The sequence below is a fragment of the Pseudoalteromonas sp. UBA2102 genome (assembly GCF_002331165.1).
Lineage (GTDB): Bacteria > Pseudomonadota > Gammaproteobacteria > Enterobacterales > Alteromonadaceae > Pseudoalteromonas > Pseudoalteromonas atlantica.
Genome location: NZ_DCYU01000051.1, coordinates 1 through 16,501, shown reverse-complemented (window position 1 = coordinate 16,501; position 16,501 = coordinate 1). Strand labels below are relative to the sequence as shown.

General features: G+C 40.8%; 15 protein-coding genes. 6 read left to right on the top strand and 9 right to left on the bottom strand.

Features of this window, described 5'->3' with window-relative positions:
• Nucleotides 1–210: 210 nt before the first annotated feature.
• The 6 genes from B2R65_RS06180 to B2R65_RS06155 form a co-directional block, all read right to left on the bottom strand.
• Nucleotides 211–1,056, bottom strand: a complete 846-nt coding sequence (locus B2R65_RS06180; protein WP_286741680.1) for a DUF4198 domain-containing protein — start codon at nucleotides 1,054–1,056, stop codon at nucleotides 211–213.
• 34 nt (nucleotides 1,057–1,090) lie between these two features.
• Nucleotides 1,091–1,600: a DUF2271 domain-containing protein gene (locus B2R65_RS06175; RefSeq protein ID WP_054983579.1), complete on the bottom strand. Its 510-nt coding sequence runs from the start codon at nucleotides 1,598–1,600 to the stop codon at nucleotides 1,091–1,093.
• The gene (locus B2R65_RS06170) at nucleotides 1,600–2,232 is read right to left on the bottom strand and encodes a PepSY-associated TM helix domain-containing protein (protein WP_248532857.1); all 633 of its coding nucleotides are present in this window, start codon (nucleotides 2,230–2,232) and stop codon (nucleotides 1,600–1,602) included. Before B2R65_RS06170 ends, B2R65_RS06175 begins: the two co-directional genes overlap by 1 nt.
• Before the next feature lie 122 nt (nucleotides 2,233–2,354).
• Nucleotides 2,355–2,753 (bottom strand): YbaN family protein, encoded by a 399-nt coding sequence (locus tag B2R65_RS06165; protein ID WP_286741679.1) that lies wholly within the window; start codon nucleotides 2,751–2,753, stop codon nucleotides 2,355–2,357.
• A 128-nt stretch (nucleotides 2,754–2,881) separates the two neighbouring features.
• Nucleotides 2,882–4,198, bottom strand: a complete 1,317-nt coding sequence (locus tag B2R65_RS06160) for a porin family protein (protein ID WP_286741678.1) — start codon at nucleotides 4,196–4,198, stop codon at nucleotides 2,882–2,884.
• A 102-nt stretch (nucleotides 4,199–4,300) separates the two neighbouring features.
• Nucleotides 4,301–4,783, bottom strand: a complete 483-nt coding sequence (locus tag B2R65_RS06155) for a MarR family winged helix-turn-helix transcriptional regulator (RefSeq protein WP_004586011.1) — start codon at nucleotides 4,781–4,783, stop codon at nucleotides 4,301–4,303.
• A 543-nt stretch (nucleotides 4,784–5,326) separates the two neighbouring features.
• On the opposite strand from B2R65_RS06155, the gene B2R65_RS06150 reads away from it, so the two are divergent.
• From B2R65_RS06150 to B2R65_RS06135, 4 genes are all read left to right on the top strand, one after another.
• Nucleotides 5,327–6,187 carry a D-hexose-6-phosphate mutarotase gene (locus B2R65_RS06150; RefSeq protein ID WP_154945253.1) on the top strand — a complete coding sequence of 287 codons (861 nt, stop codon included), beginning with the start codon at nucleotides 5,327–5,329 and terminating at the stop codon, nucleotides 6,185–6,187.
• 21 nt (nucleotides 6,188–6,208) lie between these two features.
• Complete coding sequence (locus B2R65_RS06145; RefSeq protein WP_282337678.1) at nucleotides 6,209–6,742, top strand: PH domain-containing protein; 534 nt, start codon at nucleotides 6,209–6,211, stop codon at nucleotides 6,740–6,742.
• Nucleotides 6,735–8,279 (top strand): PH domain-containing protein, encoded by a 1,545-nt coding sequence (locus B2R65_RS06140; RefSeq protein WP_286741677.1) that lies wholly within the window; start codon nucleotides 6,735–6,737, stop codon nucleotides 8,277–8,279. The genes B2R65_RS06145 and B2R65_RS06140 overlap by 8 nt, the downstream gene beginning before the upstream one ends.
• Before the next feature lie 206 nt (nucleotides 8,280–8,485).
• The gene (locus B2R65_RS06135) at nucleotides 8,486–11,305 is read left to right on the top strand and encodes a TolB family protein (RefSeq protein ID WP_286741676.1); all 2,820 of its coding nucleotides are present in this window, start codon (nucleotides 8,486–8,488) and stop codon (nucleotides 11,303–11,305) included.
• A gap of 84 nt (nucleotides 11,306–11,389) precedes the next feature.
• On the opposite strand, the gene B2R65_RS06130 is transcribed toward B2R65_RS06135, so the two are convergent.
• Together B2R65_RS06130 and B2R65_RS06125 are read right to left on the bottom strand one after the other, a co-directional pair.
• Nucleotides 11,390–12,535, bottom strand: coding sequence for a tetratricopeptide repeat protein (locus B2R65_RS06130; protein ID WP_286741675.1), 1,146 nt, complete (start codon nucleotides 12,533–12,535; stop codon nucleotides 11,390–11,392).
• Nucleotides 12,536–12,583: 48 nt separating this feature from the next.
• The gene (locus B2R65_RS06125) at nucleotides 12,584–13,717 is read right to left on the bottom strand and encodes a PepSY-associated TM helix domain-containing protein (protein WP_029773075.1); all 1,134 of its coding nucleotides are present in this window, start codon (nucleotides 13,715–13,717) and stop codon (nucleotides 12,584–12,586) included.
• A gap of 364 nt (nucleotides 13,718–14,081) precedes the next feature.
• Here B2R65_RS06125 and B2R65_RS06120 point away from each other — a divergent pair, with 364 nt between their 5' ends.
• Nucleotides 14,082–14,696: a PQ-loop domain-containing transporter gene (locus tag B2R65_RS06120; protein ID WP_029773076.1), complete on the top strand. Its 615-nt coding sequence runs from the start codon at nucleotides 14,082–14,084 to the stop codon at nucleotides 14,694–14,696.
• Nucleotides 14,697–14,768: 72 nt separating this feature from the next.
• A complete protein-coding gene (locus B2R65_RS06115; protein WP_029773077.1) occupies nucleotides 14,769–15,557 on the top strand; it encodes a PhzF family phenazine biosynthesis protein in 789 nt (262 codons plus the stop codon).
• Nucleotides 15,558–15,599: 42 nt separating this feature from the next.
• Here the strand turns inward: B2R65_RS06115 and B2R65_RS06110 are convergent.
• A partial coding sequence (locus B2R65_RS06110) for a zinc-dependent metalloprotease (RefSeq protein WP_286741673.1) occupies nucleotides 15,600–16,501 on the bottom strand: 902 nt, incomplete at its 5' end.

Below are 16,501 nucleotides of genomic sequence, written 5' to 3'. Positions count from 1 at the left end.
AACAAAGAGTTTATCGCCCCTAGGTAGAACCCGAAGGGCAGCACATGTTTGGCATTTATGCTGCGTTATCGCCTATTTATGGGGAATAACCACACTTCATAGGCTCTGCCTTGCCTAAAAACCAAACATACTGGTGCAAATTCAACCATCAAAGTTCAACACGCCCTGAAAACTTGGCCTTAATTTATTGTGTAAATTGCGTGAAAAAAATTATTCAGGCGCTACTTCTAACGTTGTGAATAAAGCATAACGACCGGCATCTACGCCTTCTTCGTTTACTTTAACTTTGTTAGAGGTTTCGATTAGGTATAGGCCTGGCTCTTTCCAGGTTGTGCTAAACATGCCGTTTTTATCGGTTATTACTTTTATTTCGCCACGTTCGTTACGGTAGCGTGTATCGCCTTTTAAAATGCTTACTTCAATGCCTTCGCCCGCTGGCTTGCCATCTTGTAGTAACTGAAAACGCGCTTGCTCGCCAACAAATAAATCGTTTGGATGCGTTGGGCCGCTAAGCTCAAGGCCTAAGCCAAGTTGTGCAGGCTTAGAAGTACCGTTACGGCTTACAAATGTATCTACTGTAGATATAACTTTAGTTGTGGTTACATCTTTTGCATTGCTTGGTAATTTAGCTTCTGACTTTTTACCAAATACGCGTTTGCGCTTACCTTCTTCGTTTTTGTAGAAGGTCATGTACATTGGCTTTTGCGTCATGGCAATGTGGTAAGTACCTTCTTCTTTTAGGCTTACCGCCGCTGAGCTTTTACGCTTTAGGTAATAAGCACGAATGGTCTCAGATACTTCTTCGCCGTTTGGTGCAAGGGCCATAAGTAGTGTGTCGTCGTACTCTGCGCCTTTTTCTTTTGGCTTAAAAGCTTTGTCGGGTGCAAATATTTCGTTAGAAATACTCGCGTCAATCATTACGTAGTGCGCTTTGTCGCCAGATAATGACGTGTGCGAAGGTAATAACCAGCGCCCATGTGCACTTGCCGATGTAGATACCAGCGCCGATAAGCTAAGTGCGCCAATTAAAGCCGTTTTTAATAAATTAATTTTCATTGTATTTCCTTAAATTCAAATGATTAAGTAGCAGCTACTTAGTGCTTACGGTTACAAAACTTGTCGAAAATTCTTTTTTACCTTCAATGGTCACTTTGCCAGCTTGCGATAAATCAAGCTCTACGCGGCTGTAATCACGGCCGCCTTCTTCGCGCACAACCTCAATGTTTAAAAGGTATTTGCCAGGCTTTACGGCATTGCCGTCTAAATCTTTACCTTGCCAGTTAATGGTGTAAGTACCTGCACGCTTAGTTGCACCACTTATGCCGTCAAAGTTAATGTCGGTTTTACCCGCTTTACGCCACCATTGGCGCAAATCTTTAAACCATTCTGCTTTTTGAACCCATAGCGCAAGCGTAGTTACGTGTTTACGCTTTGGCGTTTCTAGCCAAACAGCTACGTATGGGCGGTGGTAAGGTTGTACATCAAGATCGGGTAGGGTTAATTCAATCTCTAGCTGTGGCGTTTGTGCCTGCGCAGTTGTTTGAAATAATGCGGCAACCATTAATAGTGCTGCACTTAGTACCGTACTTACTTTTAACATTAAGACACTCCTTTAATTTGTGGCACCCAACATAAATAAATAACCAAAGGCGTTGCTATGCCTAAAACGGTTATCCATATTCCTGCTAAGCGTTTTTTTCTGTTTTGAAATAAAATAATCATCCCGGTGATTGAAAAAATAATCATCAATACCGCTGAAATATCAATAACCCAGCTCCACACGGCGCCACTGTGGCGGCCTTTGTGTAAATCGCCAATCAGGCTTAAAAAGCCACCGGTTTGGTAATCTAGGTTTAGCTCACCGGTTGTAAAATCAAGCTCTGCGTAAGCAAAACCTGCCGGTAGTGGGTAGTCGAGCATAACCAGCGCGTCTTCTTTTTCCCACTCAATGCTTTTAACTTTAGTGAGCGCGTATTGCTCGGCAAAAAACGCTTCTATGTCTGGGTAGAGGGTGGGTAATGTATCTAGTTGAGTATTTGCTTTAGCCATTAACGCTTGAGGAATAGCGGTACTTACTTGGCCGTTGTTTTTGTCGTTTTTAAGCCAATCAATATGGTTAAGTACAATGCCGCTAACGCAAAATAAAATAAGCAAAAAAAACAAAGCTGTAGAAATATAAATATGGAGCGCACGGCTTGTGCTGTACAAAGCCCGCTTATTAATAAACGCCATAAAAACAGTAATTAAATTAAATTTAGAACATGATAATCATTTGCATTAACTATTACAAATTTACTTACTTAACTTTACATTAAATTTTTGCCTAAACGGTGTGTGCATGCAAAAAAGGGCGGTTATTTAGCACTTGGTGGGTGCGAGGGCCTTAAAATTAGGTAAATCATAACGGCTATTTCAATTACGCCCACAAGGTAAATAACCCAAACAGGGGCGTTTGAGTAAAGCAAAAATGCAAAACCAATAAGCATACCAATCGCGGCGTAGCATTTTGCTTTTACAGGCACTACTTTATGCGCTTGCCATTGCTGTAAGGTAACGCCGTAACGAGGGTGGTTAAGTAGCCAGTGTTCAAGCGCTGGTGATGAGCGAGTAAAGCAGGTAAGCGCAAGAATAAAAAAAATGGTGGTGGGCATAACCGGCAGCACAATACCAATAATGCCAAGAGCCACTAACAATAACCCAAGTGCTTTAAGCCATAAGTTTTTATAACAAATAAATACTACTTTTATATTCACTTAGGCTCTTTTAAGTAATGGCTGTTAGTTAGGATTGTAGGCCAAATAGTTATAAAATCGAACCCTATAAACGCAAAAAAGGGCAAACTAAGTTTGCCCTTTTAAAATACTAAATATGTTTTACTTATTTAGAAGTAGTAACCTACGTTGATGTTAAAGCGACGTTCTGTGTCGCCATCACCTGCAACAGAGCCACCAATAAATGGCTGGTTACGTGCTTGAATAAAGTCAAAGTAAGTAAATAATGCACCGGCCGATACGCTCATGCCTGTTACATTCATCCACGTATCTGGGCTGTCGTCAGACTTGTCGTAAATAATGCCGTAATCGTTGTAAAATTGAACGCCTGTTACTGGGCCCCAACCAAGCGATAGGTCGTAAGCTACGTTAAAGTTGGTCATGGTTGCTTCGCTTGATACGGTATCGTAGTAATCAAACGCGCCAACTACAAAGCGGTTGCTGTTGTCGTCTAGGTCGTAGTCGTACTCGCCGTGCTGAAATTGAATATTCCAGTTGTTAATTTGGCTATTTACATGAAACGCCCATGCGCCGTAGTTACCTGCACGGTCGTTACCGTCGTGCAAACCACCGCTTAGTAGTGATACGCCAATATCGGTTTTAGCGTTTTCACTGTGCTCAATTTGATACACTGTACGACCAGCAAAAGTGTTGTACTCACCAAGGCGTGAACCTGGTGCGTCGTAGGTGCCTTCGGTTGTTGCACGGCTACCAACAATATCGTAAGAGTAACGTTCGTTAACTTCTGAGCTGCCATCAACGCCGCCTACTTCATCATTTTTGAAAAAGCCGAGGTCTAGTTTCCAGTTGTCTTTAAGTTTACGGTTTACTGTTACACCTAAATCAAAGTCATCTTCTAGGCCAACGTAGTAGTTGGTGCTAAAAAAGTAGCTGTGTGAGTTGTATGGGCCGTTACCAAACGGTACAGGTGCAATACCGGCTTGCGCTTCCCAGCCATCTGTAAATTCGTAACCTAAGTATGCATACTTAACAATGGTCATGTAATCGTAAAAACGAAAATCACCATTTACAGAAATATCGCTAATTTCACCCGATAAGTTAAGGCGAAATACTTCAAAGTCTAAATCGCCGCCACGGTCTTGCGTGTCTTCATCGTAGGTGTTTGTGCTGTAGTTAAAACGTACGGCACCGCCAATTTTAATGCCTTCATCTTCTTGTTCAGGCGCAGCGGCGGCAACAACTTCTTTGTTGTCGGCCTTTTTACTGATCTCGGCAACTTGTTGTTCGTGTTGCTTGTTGATTTGGCTTTGCTTTGATTTTTCATCAGCAAGCTGCTGTTCAAGCAACTGCATTTGTTGCTTAAGCTGCTTTAATTGGCTTTGCAGTGTGTCGAGATCGGCTGCATTAGCTGTGCTTGCTGCACCGCCAAGCATTAGTGCTAGCGTTAATTTTGAGAGTTTAGTCATTGTTGATGCTCAGGTTTTGATTAAAAAATAAAAAAATTCAAGGTGCCCAAAAGCCCCTTACGAATGATGTAAGAACTAATTTAAATTTATTTTTTATTTTTTTTATTTATTTGGTGTTTGAGTTAACGCGCCTACCTCTAACAGAGGTGATGCGTCTAACTTATCAGCATCCATCATTGCTGCAACGCGTTGCATAGATGAAAGCAATAAACTTTGCTCCCACTCTGCAAGTGCAGAAAACTTTTCAATAAAGTGTTCTTGCAGTGGCTGAGGTGCTTTTTCTAGTAACTCTTTCCCTTGCTCGGTGAGGTATAAGCTCACTCGGCGTTTATCCATTTGACTACGAACGCGTGTTACAAGGTTTCTGCTTTCTATTCTATCAAGAATATTAGTTACAGTAGCCGGGCTTAAGTTAACATTCTGAGCGATACGGCTTGCTGTTATTCCATCGGTGTGCGCTACTTCTTGCATTATAAGCAATTGTGGGCCTGTTAAACCTGATGTTTTATTTAGCTGCTTAGAATGTAAGTCAATCGCGCGGATTACTTTACGTAAAGAAACTAATAATTCGTCATATTTTTGCATTTGCTTATCTCGTCGATGGGCCAAAGGTGTGCCGTAATCGCGAAATGTTACACATCAAATAAATTGAATTCAAATAATAAATTAAGCTTGAGCCCATGTTTATTGGTTTTTATTAGTTTGAGCAGAAACTAAAATAGTATAATTTTGTTTAAAACTTATTAAATGTTATTAGCATATTGTTTGCATTGTGGTGCGCACACTACGTATGTTGTGAATAATTGGCAAGTCTTATGGTTTAGACTTTAGTATTATACCCACCTGCATTAATACCTTAATAAATTTAACATGCGTTTGCCTAAGCTTAGCCGCGGTTTTACTGCCCTAAAGCATGGCCATTATTTATATGCATTAATGTTATTTATAACAGCTGTTATTAATTGGTAATTGTTTGTAAGTTAGCTGTGTATGTATTAATCGCCAATGAACAAATTTCAATCCACAAAGGTCAACACGCCCTAGCAAGTATAGCGTATACTTTGCACATGCATTATTGTTTGTATGCACATGTTAAAAATCTTTAATATCAGCATTGTAGGGAAAAACATGAAATTATCGCCATCAGTTAGCATTGAACAAAGCGAAACCGGCCTAGAGTTTATAAAAGTTGCGAGCTCGAAGTGTGATGCAAAAATATTTTTGCAAGGCGGGCAAATTACCGAGTTCATTCCAAAAAATAACAAGCCACTTATTTGGGTCTCTAAAAATGAGACGTTTCAAGAAGGGGTGAGCATTCGCGGTGGTATTCCTATTTGTTGGCCTTGGTTTGGTAACCATGAAAACCAAGATTGGCCAGCGCATGGCTTTGCACGTACCAGTTTATGGCAAGCTGATGCTGTGCATGAAGATGATGAGCACATTACAATTAGCTTAAACTTACCCATGAAGTTAGTTAACCCAACGTATTGGCCGCACCACTCGGCGTTAAAGGTTGAGTTTGTATTGAGCGAGCAATTACAGGTGCGTTTAACAACCACTAATTTAAGTAATAGCCCTTTTAGCTATACGCAGGCTTTGCACAGCTATTTTCCTACCTCAGATATAAAACACACCCATGTAGAAGGTTTACAAGGCGCGCAATATATTGAATTTGGCGAAGGGCCGTTTGCGCAAAATGCGCCAGTGAAGTTTACCCGCGAAACCGATATGGTTTATACCCAGGCCGCTAAGCAGCAACACATTCACACCCCAGATGGGATTATTAATGTAAGCCGCGAGAACTCAAGCTCGTGCGTGCTGTGGAACCCATGGATAGAAAAATCTAAGCGTTTATCTAATTTTGCTGACGATGAATACCTGAGCATGGTGTGTTTAGAAGCCGCTAATGTGTTAGAAGATAACGTGACACTTGAGCCTAAACAAAGCCATACGTTAGTTACTACAATCAGCTGGGCTAACAGTCAGTAAATAGGAAAGGTATTTAAAATCGTGTTTGATAATCAGCAAGTAATGGATTTACCAAAGCATAGCGAAATACAGCTTAACCCCTTGGCCGATAAAGCGTTACTACACGTGCAACTTAATTGGCTGGCGTTTTACATTCCTTTTTGCGCGGTACTGTTTGCTGTTTGTTACTTTAACGAAGCGTTTGCTAACAAAGCACAAACCTACTTGCTGATAGGCGTGCCTATTTTAATATTGCTTTCAATGCTTTATAACGCCCTGAGTATTAAGCTGCAGGGCTTTGCGCTGCGCAATCACGATATTGCGTTTAAAAAAGGGGTTATTTGGCAGCAAATAACTATTTTGCCCCTCGCGCGTGTACAGCATATGGAAATTCACCAAGGCCCTATTGAGCGAAAACTAAAGTTAGCCAGTTTAAAGTTATTTAGTGCCGGCGGGGTCAGTGCTGATTTACAAATAAGTGGCTTAACCCACGAGCAGTGCAAAAACATACGCCAATTTGTACAAAATTATCGCCAAGACGACACACCCGCGCAGGTTGAATTAGCAAATGAGTAATACCATTAGCCAGGAGCAAAGTAGCTCACTACATTGGCAAAAAGTATCGCCTTGGGCGGTGTTGTATTTTGTGGTGTATTTTAGTGTGCGCTTTGTAAAAGACGGGCTTTTAAACCTGCTGCCTATGCTTGTGGTGTTTGTAACACAAGTAGAAAACAAGCTGTTTTGGGCGCAAGTTGCAGGTGCTATTGCGATAGTGACACTGCTAATATATTCAATTTTATATTACATAAATTTTAAGTTTTGCATTAGCGACGATCACGAAATTTTGCTTAACAAAGGGGTGTTTAAAAAAGAGCGCCTAACGCTAAAGTTTTCGCGCGTGCAAAACGTTAATATTGCTGAGCCCTTTTATTTTACGCCCGTTAATTTGGTTAATTGTATTTTTGATGCCGCAGGCAGCGTAACCCAAGAGGCGGTATTGCCAGGTGTTACCAAAGCCTATGCACAGCAAATGCGTAAACAAATTTTTGCCTTTAAAGCGCAGCAGCAACCCGACGAGCAAACACCCTCAAGCGAGCATTTTGAAGCAGAAAATAGCTTACGTATCAGTAATAAAGAAATCGCTAAATTTGGCTTAATGTCTAATATGGCTATATTAGCAATGGCCGCTATTGCGCCTTTTATAAATGTGTTGGTTGATTTTTTAGAGCAGCAAATTATTGCTAAGGTAGAAGGGTTTTATCAGCAAGAGCTTGGTTTACTGGCAAGTGCTGCAACCTTTGCCATGATAACGCTTATTGCTTTGCTTGTTTTAACGGCTGTGATGTTGTCGGTAGGTATGTCGCTTATTCGTTTTTATAACTTTGAGCTTTACTTTAAAGGCCAAAAATTTAAACGTATTGCTGGCTTATTAGAGCGTCATCAGTTGTCTATGAGCATGGATAAAGTGCAATCTATAGTTATAAAACAAAACCTAATGGGGCGGTTACTAAAGCGTTTTACCGTTGAGTGCTTACAAGCAAGTAGCGGCGGTATAGCGGCGGGCGTGGCTGCTAAAAAAAATAAACAAACCTTAGTGTTACCCGTTTTAAATAACGAGCAAGTAGATAGCGTTTGCCAATGGATTTACCCGTGGTTTAATAGCAAAAAATTGCAGTTTAACGGCGCAGAACCGGCCTTACTTTATAAAAACTTGAGCTTTTATGCCTTAATTCCAAGCGCTATTGTGCTGTTAGGTTGTTATTTAGGCGACTTTAATGCCTGGCTTAGCTTGGGAGTATTACTTATTTTAGCGGGATTAGTAACGCTTGCTTATCAGCGTTATGGCTATTATTTGCATGAAGACAACGGCCGTTTTTACATGGTGGTACGCAAAGGTATGATAGGTGTGCATTACCGTGTGTTTGAACTGTATAAAGCGCAAAGTGCACGCAGTATTAGTACCTACTTTATGCGCCGCGCAGGGCTTAAAAGCCTGTATATACAACTTGCATCAGGGTTTGCCTTTATGCCTTATATAAAGCAGCAAGATGCTGATTATATAATTGATTTTACTCTTTATCAGGCGGAGTCAACGCAGCGTAACTGGATGTAATTATACCAATCGACTTACATATTTAGCCTTTTTAGGTTGCCAAATAAAGCGTTAACGGCGTTATAGATTTTTCATGTAAAACAAGGTATTGCTTAATTTTAAAGCTTATAAAACATACACTTTCATAAGCTTTGTTACATTTTTTTACTGCAACATTGGCTGGTTTAATAATACTCTAAGTGGTATCAATCATTTAAAGGATTATTATGAAAAAATCACTCATCGCTGCCTCTTTGTTATTAGCCACACCTACCTTAGCTGCTGATTGGCAAACTATTCATACCGAGCACTTTAATGTGCATTACAGCACCGAAAACGCCGATTATGCTAAATCGACAGCTGTCGAACTTGAAATAGTACGCAGTAAAGTGCTTGAGCAGCAAAACCGAGCGCTCGATAAAGTAGTTGATGTGGTGGTGTTTGATCCCCTAAATGCGCCCAACGGCTTTGCTTTACCTACTTCTAATAATCCTTTAATGGCCCTTTTTACCACGCCCCCGCAATCAGACACGGTGATTTCTAATATTAGTGGCTGGCAGCAATTACTGATATTGCACGAATATATTCACTTAGTGCATTTAGCGCAGCCAACACGCAACACGTGGCAGCAAAAAATACGGGGTGTGTGGGATATTTACGACTTAACTTACAGTGATATGCCGCGCTGGGTAGCCGAAGGTTATGCAACCTTACTTGAGTCAAAAATGACGGGCCGAGGGCGACTATTTGATAACTACACTGAGTCAATGCTCATTGAGTTTGCCCAGCAGGGGGCATTGCCTAGCTATAGCCAGCTAAGCGATACAGAGGGCGGTTTTATGGCTGGCTCTATGGCGTATTTAATGGGCAGCCGGTTTTTAAATTGGCTAGAGCAAACTTATTCAGCGCAAATGCTCGATGCTGTTTGGACACGTATGCAGGCAGTTAAAAAGCGTGATTTTAACGAGGCCTTTACTGGGATATTTGGCCAAAGTGCGGCTAAGTTATATGGCCGCTTTATTGCACAATATACCTATAAAGCGATGGCAAAAGAGCAGTCAGAGCCTGCGCTTAACAGCGAGCTGTGGTTAAAGCTTAACTTATATGCAAGCAACCCTGCGCTTTCAAAAGATGGCAGTAAACTTGCGATTGTTGAGCGTGATAAAGATAAAAAAACCAAGCTTATTATTTATAGCACGCAGGATAATACTAAAGCTGAAGATGAATTTACAAAAGCACAAAAAGCGCTATTAGAAAACGATGCATTGGATATACCCGATAACGCTCCGAGTGTATTTAAACGTGAGAAAAAGCACGTATTAAATCAAATAAACAGAGCGGGAATTGCAAATCCACAATGGGTAAATAACAGCACACTTTACTTTAATGCTTATACACGTGAAGAGACGGGTATTTATAACAAAGTGTCTGATATTTTTAGTTATAACACCGAAACCGGAAAAGTTGAGCAATTAACTAAACTTGCTGGCTTACGCCGCTTTAGTGTTACAAATAATGGAGAAACCCTTTACGCCGAGCAAGTACGTGGTGGCTACTCAGAATTAGTAAAAGTAGACTTAGCAACGCAAACCATTACCCCTTTATTTACTAAAAGCTTAAAAACAGCTTACGACTACCCAACTTTTAGCCCTGATGAAACCCAATTAGCTTATGTATCAGCCAATTTAAATGAGAATTGGCAGTTGTATATACAAGATATTGCCAATAATACTCGCCAAGCCGTGCCTATGCCAAACGGGTATCAATACCTAAGCCAACCCAGCTTTAGTAAAAACGGAGAAAAAATTTACTTTGTAGCCGGCTTAAAAGGCTCAACTGATATTTATAGCTACCATATTACAAGTAGCACATTAACTAAACTTACTCAGGGCCAAGAAGCCGTTGCCCACCCGCTAGAAACAAACGAAGGGGCATTACTTTATTTATCTATTACTGCTGATGGGCCTAATGTAAAGCAACTACCGAGTACGCAAGAGGGTGAAATAGTCACTGATTTAGCACTTGATAATAGCGCGCCATTGCTTTTGGTTGATCAATACACTTTGCCTAAAGCAAAAATATATAGCGAAAATGTAGGTAAACAAAGCAGCTACGATGTGCTTGAGCAGCATGCGAGCCTAGCGCTAGGCGCACAGTATTACTCGGCCGCTTCAAGTGCTTTAAATATAAATATTAAAAGTAGTGACTTACTTAAACAGTTAGACCTTCAAGCGGGCTATAGTGTTGATCTAAATGATGATGCTTTGCATGGTGGGTACGCCCAAGCAAAATACAATGCACTGCCAGTTAAGCTTAAATTGAGTGTATTTGATTATGATTTAAATACCGCAAAGCAGTACCAAGCGAGCGAAAATGCAGAAGTATCTGCACGAGGTGGTTTTGCAGCCTTAAGTTACCCGATTAAATACGCGGCGTTTAGCATAACGCCAGAGCTGGCTTATAACTATACCGATTATAAGCAAGACTATAATAAATGGGCACGCATAGGCATTACACAAAGCTGGCAGTACGACCGCCAAGCATTTGCTATAGGGCAAAGTGTTAATGCCCAGTATTACGATGGCAGCAGTAAAAACAATAATTGGGATGGCTATGATTTAGCGGCCAAAGTATTTGGTAAAGCGTTTGATGTGCCGCTTTATATTAATTTTACTCAAAAGCAGCGCGAAGATAGCAGCTTAGCGCTAGGCGGATTTAGCTCAAACCTAATTAGCGAGCATCAAAATAGTGAGTTTGTGCTTTCATCAGAGCTGCCATTTTATAGCACAACTGCTGAGCGCTACATGGGTTATGGCGGTGGTTTTAGCTTTAAAGAAGGCATGCCGTGGCTTTATTACAAACAGCATCAGGTAGATGATGCGGTATACGCACAAAGTTATGGTTTAAAATATCAAGGCAATTTTAGCTTTGGATTAGGCCCCGTCGGTGTGAACGATTTAACCTTTAATATGGGATTATCGCGCGTTGAGGGCGATAGCTTTGAGGATGAAATGCGCGGCTGGTTTAGCTTTTACTACTCGCTTTAAGTAAATTGCTATAACACGCTAATGCACTTGTGTAATAAGTGCATTAGCAAAAGCCGCGTTTAAACTAATTTAAAATAAAGGTGGTTAATTGTGCTTGTTTAGCGACGCAAGCTTAGCTTGATATACGTTTAGCCTTTCTTTATTGCGCTCATACTGGATGGCTTTTTCAAGCAAGCTTTGTGTTTGCGCTGTATTACCTTGTTGGTAGCGAATTTTAGCCAGCTCTAAATAGAGCTCCGATATATAAGGGGCTTTTGCAATGGCGAGTTCGAGTTGTTTTTTAGCTTGAGTGACCTTGCCCTGATGTAAGTTATTTTTAGCAATAACGAGTAGCTCGTAGGGATCTTTTTCTTTATCAACAAGCTGGCTTGTTAGGCGTTTTTCTAGTGTTTTATCTCCCAGCTCTTTTGCTAATATTCGATAGTTATTAATTAAATTTATACTTATATCGTTTCTATCAAGCGCGGTTTGGTAAATCATGTGAGCGCTTTTTAAATCGCCTGCACGGCGGTGCAGCACGCCGGTTATATTAAACAGCTCTGCATCGTTTGGCGTAAAGCGGTTGGCTTGCATAATTAAAGAGTAAGCCTTATTAAGGTTGTTTTCGGCTAGTGCCGTGGCCGCTAAGTTGCTATAAAAATTAGAGAGTAAATCGTTATACGTAGCGCTGCCTGAATAAAAGCTGCCGCGGGTGGGGAAGTAATCAATTAACGTGCCTGCGCGAATTATTACAATAATATCTTCATCTGTTTCTTTTTTTGGGGCGTAAATTTTCGTTCTAAAGTGGTTAGCAACATAAATTACATTGCCTTCTTTGGCATACACAGGTTCGCTCGTCATTTCTTGAAAGCTGGTTTCGAGATTTAAAAGCTGCGCATAGCTTTGCGTAAGTATGGCTAAACTAATGCAGTTACCTTCTGAGCGTTCAATCGCTTGTTGGGCTGTGAGGGTGGCGCCGTCATACTTAAAGTTGGTGAGCTGGTTTTGCAGGTAATTAAAAATAATTTCATCAGCGCGTACATTGTTTAAACGCGAGTGTGCGTAGGTTAAAAACGCGCTTTTTTCAGGCTCCGACAGCTCAAAAATACTGTGCTCGCTAGGTGTTTTAACCTGCTCGAAAAGCGAGTGATTTATTATATGGGTAAGTTGTACTTTTTTAATTGGCGCTTCGGGCGGGGTGCTACTGCAAGCAGTTAGCAATAAACTAAGTGTAAAAACTAAATATTTCATATATCACCTCACTGTGATTTTTAACATTACAGTGAGGTGATTTTTTAATCAAGCACTTACAGTGCGGTGTTTACTTAAGCGGTTTTTTTGAGACTGTTTTTTACGCTTACGGCGAGTAAACCATAAATAAAAGCCAGTACCGCCAAGCCAAACTGGGCTTAAACCAATAACACACCAAATTATTTTACTAATGAGCCCTGCAAAATAACCAAAGTGTAGTTTTCTAAAGCTATCAATTACTTGCCAACCTACACCCACTTCGCGAATGTCCCAGTTAGCCATATGCTCGCCCGTTAGCTTATTGTAAGTCACGGTATTGGCATATTCACTGGCAAGCGGGTTGCTGGTATCAACCTCACCAAATAACGTTATGTTTTCGTCTGGCTCAAGCGGCATTACTAAAAACGTACCATTAAAGGTGGGTATTTGCTTTTGGCTGTCATCAAGTACGTGCTGAAAAGAAATCTCTTCATTGTATAAATCTTTAGTTAATACAAAGTGCTCTTCTTCTGCGTGTTCAATTACTTCGTGATACCACACCGCGCCGTTAAAGTAGCCGCCGGTGATGGCTAAAATTATAATAATTGGCGAGCCAATTACGCCGGTCATTTTATGAATGTCGCTAAGCACTATTTGCAGAGTTGCACGCCAGCGTACGCTAAATAAACGCTGCCAAAACTTACGATAAATAATAAGACCCGTAATACCCAGTACTAAAAAAAACACCGCAAAAAAGAACCCTAAAACAGTGCCAGTTTGCCCTGGTAAGCTTTTTAAATCGTTAAGTAAAAAGGTGTAATGTAAGTCTAAAAACCAGTCGGTAAAGTAATGGCTAGTACCTACTGGCTCCGATAAAATATTGCCCGTGTATTGATCTAAATGAAATTTATACCAGTCCTCTGTACCGCGTTTAATTAAATAAACCCGATCAGCAGTATTATCGTTAAATATTTCCCAGCTACCTACGACATACTCAGGGTAGGTTTTTTGAGTTTTTGTTATAAGTGTATCAATAGGTAAGCGGTTGGCTTGTTGTTGTACAACAAAGTGATTGTCTGGCATTAGTAAGCCGTCAATCTCGCTTTTAAATACCAAAACGCTACCAGTTATACTGATAACAAGCAGCGGAATAAGCGCTATAAGGGCTACCCAGCTGTGAATTTTAAAAAGTGTTTTTCTCATAGTTTATTTTTTGTGTAATTGCCACGGACCTGCGTATGATAACAATTATCAGTTCTATTTCATAGTTGTGCGATGAATGCACAATAATTGTTTTAGAGCGAGCCGATCTCTAGAGTAAAATGTGTTTAAGCTGTGGTGTAAGGTTGGTAACTTTTAAATGCAAAGAGGCTCTGGTGTTCACTTAAAGTAACGCTTTTTGTACAGCTATCTTGCCAGTGCCTAATATAGGTTTACGCTAATTTGTTGAGTAAAATGTATTCATCATTACAATGCGCGCTCACTTTAAAACCCTTTTAAAAACATATGTTTATTTATTGTTTCAGGCAGGTTTTATATTAACATTTAAGTAACGAGCGAGGTTGTTTTGGCGCACTATCTACCTATTTTGTCGGCTTTTATTTTAGTTTTTAGCTTTTTACCGCTATTGAGCAAAATTAGAAAGAATCGCAGTGTGTCGGGGTTATCACTATTAATGATGACCTTTGGTTTAGCGCAAAGCCTCTACTTTATTACCTACAATATTTATTTTGAACGCTACTTTATTGCTTTACCATTTTTTGTAACTGGAGCGCTAAGTGGTTTAATTTTATATTACTTTGCACGCTATAACGCCGCAAAAGCTGAACGTATACAGCTTGTGGCTATGCTTGGCTTTTCGTTATTACCTTTTTTATTGCTGTTAAATAAAAGCCTAGAAACATCATCGGTGCTCAACGCCCTTACATACGTAGGGCTGGTAATGAGCTCAGTGCGGGTTATGCCGCAAACGTATAAAACCTTACGCAGTGGCAATATTAGCAATTTAAGCGCCCGCTACTTTAGCTTACAGTTTGTAGCAGGTACCTGTGGCTTATTTGTAGAGCTAAGCAGTGCTATGCCCAGCACCTCGCATATTTTAATGTTTGTTATGCTACTACTTACAAATGCCGTGCAATTTGCATGTATGCAATATTATAAAATGCGCCCCGCAATGGCTTAACTATAAAATTAATAGTGATTATTTAATGGCTATGTGGCAGGTTTAAACTCTAATTAATTTAGGGGGGAACCTATGCAACTCACCATCCATCAAATTGATGCGTTTACCAGCGAGTTATTTAAAGGCAATTACGCGGCTGTGATCCCGCTTGAGTCGTGGCTTAGTGATGAGTTAATGCTTAATATTGGCGCTGAAAATAATGTTTCTGAAACTGCGTTTACGTGCCCTTTGGCAGATGGCAGTTTTGCAATACGATGGTTTTCGCCATTAATGGAAATAGATTTTTGCGGCCACGCTACGCTCGCTGCTGCGTATGTTTTGTGCGAGCAGCACAACCTTAGCCAAGTGCGCTTTAACGCCGCGGCTGTAGGGGAGCTTATTGTTAATAAAAATAGCGATGGCAGTTTTGCTATGACCTTTCCTAAACAAGCGCCAGATGAAGTACAAGCGGTACCCGATGCGCTATTGAAAGGGTTGTCTATACAACCTATTAAGTTGCTTAAAAACCGCCAAGCATATTTTGCTATATACGAAAATGCTCAACAAATTCATGATTTAACCACTGAGTCTGATTTGTTAAAAACCTTATATCCACTAGATGTGGTCGCGACAGCGAGTTCTGCTGAGTACGATATTGTGTCTCGTTATTTTTGGCCAGCAAGTGGCGGCGAAGAAGATTTTGTTACGGGCTCTATTCACACCGGCCTTGCCCCTTACTGGGCACAGCAATTAGGTAAAAATAAATTAAACGCGTATCAGGCTTCAAGCCGTGGTGGTTTTATACAATGCGAAGTAGGCGAAAATACAGTGACCTTAACCGGTAACGCTGTGCGGTATTTAAAAGGCACAATTTATTTATAAATTAACAGGCCACGTATTACGTGGCCTGTTTGATTTAGTTAATTAAGCTTCTAACGCTTTAGCAATTAAGTGATCAATATACTTTTTATGCGCTTTAGTTGTTGTATCGGCTCCCCATCCTACGCTTGTATCAGCTATTTGCGTTAGCTGATAGAGCGCGGCAGTTTTTGCCAAATTGTCGTGTTTACTGGCTTTGCCTAGGCCTGCAATAGCAATAAGCTGATTTACATACTCAATTTGTAGATTGCGGCTAATAGACGTGCTCTCTTTGCTATCAACAAAAATACTGGCAGTTAGGTCGTCCATAAATTGCGTTAGGCTATATTCGTTCCCGTACAACGCGGTGTCTGAAATACGCAGCATAACAGCAGGGTGCAGCAATTGCGCAAGTACTGTTTTTTGCATGCCTAAAATCATTTTGTGCGCTTTAGGGTCTTCATTTTTACCATAATGGCTAAAGCCGCGACGCTGTTGCTGTAAATAGTTATACAGTGGTTGCATGCTAGTGAGTACATCTGGCGCAAATACATATTTAGCAAGTATGTTCATTGCTTGTGTTTGGCGCTCAAGCGGTACGGGGGTAAAGGGTTTATCAGCATGCTGGTCGCCCACAACGGCACGTTCAACATATACGCCACCTATTTGGCGAGAAACAATGCCCGCTTGCGAGCGGTATTGGCCAAATAAACTATTAGCTGAGGTAACCAGTTGTTGGTAAGACTCACCTTTTACTGTGGCTTTATCTTTTAGCTCAGTAAATAACGTATTAATTAGCGCCATACGGTCGGCGCCATAGGCTGCAGGGTTTGATGAAAGGTCGCCTATCATTACCCGTGGGTCTATATGGCGACCCGGTGCGCGCATGTCGTCGGCATCGTTACCAAAGGCAAGCGCATGCTCGCTAGAGCGCGCTAATATAGTATTTAGGCGTGCGCGCTCTGCGG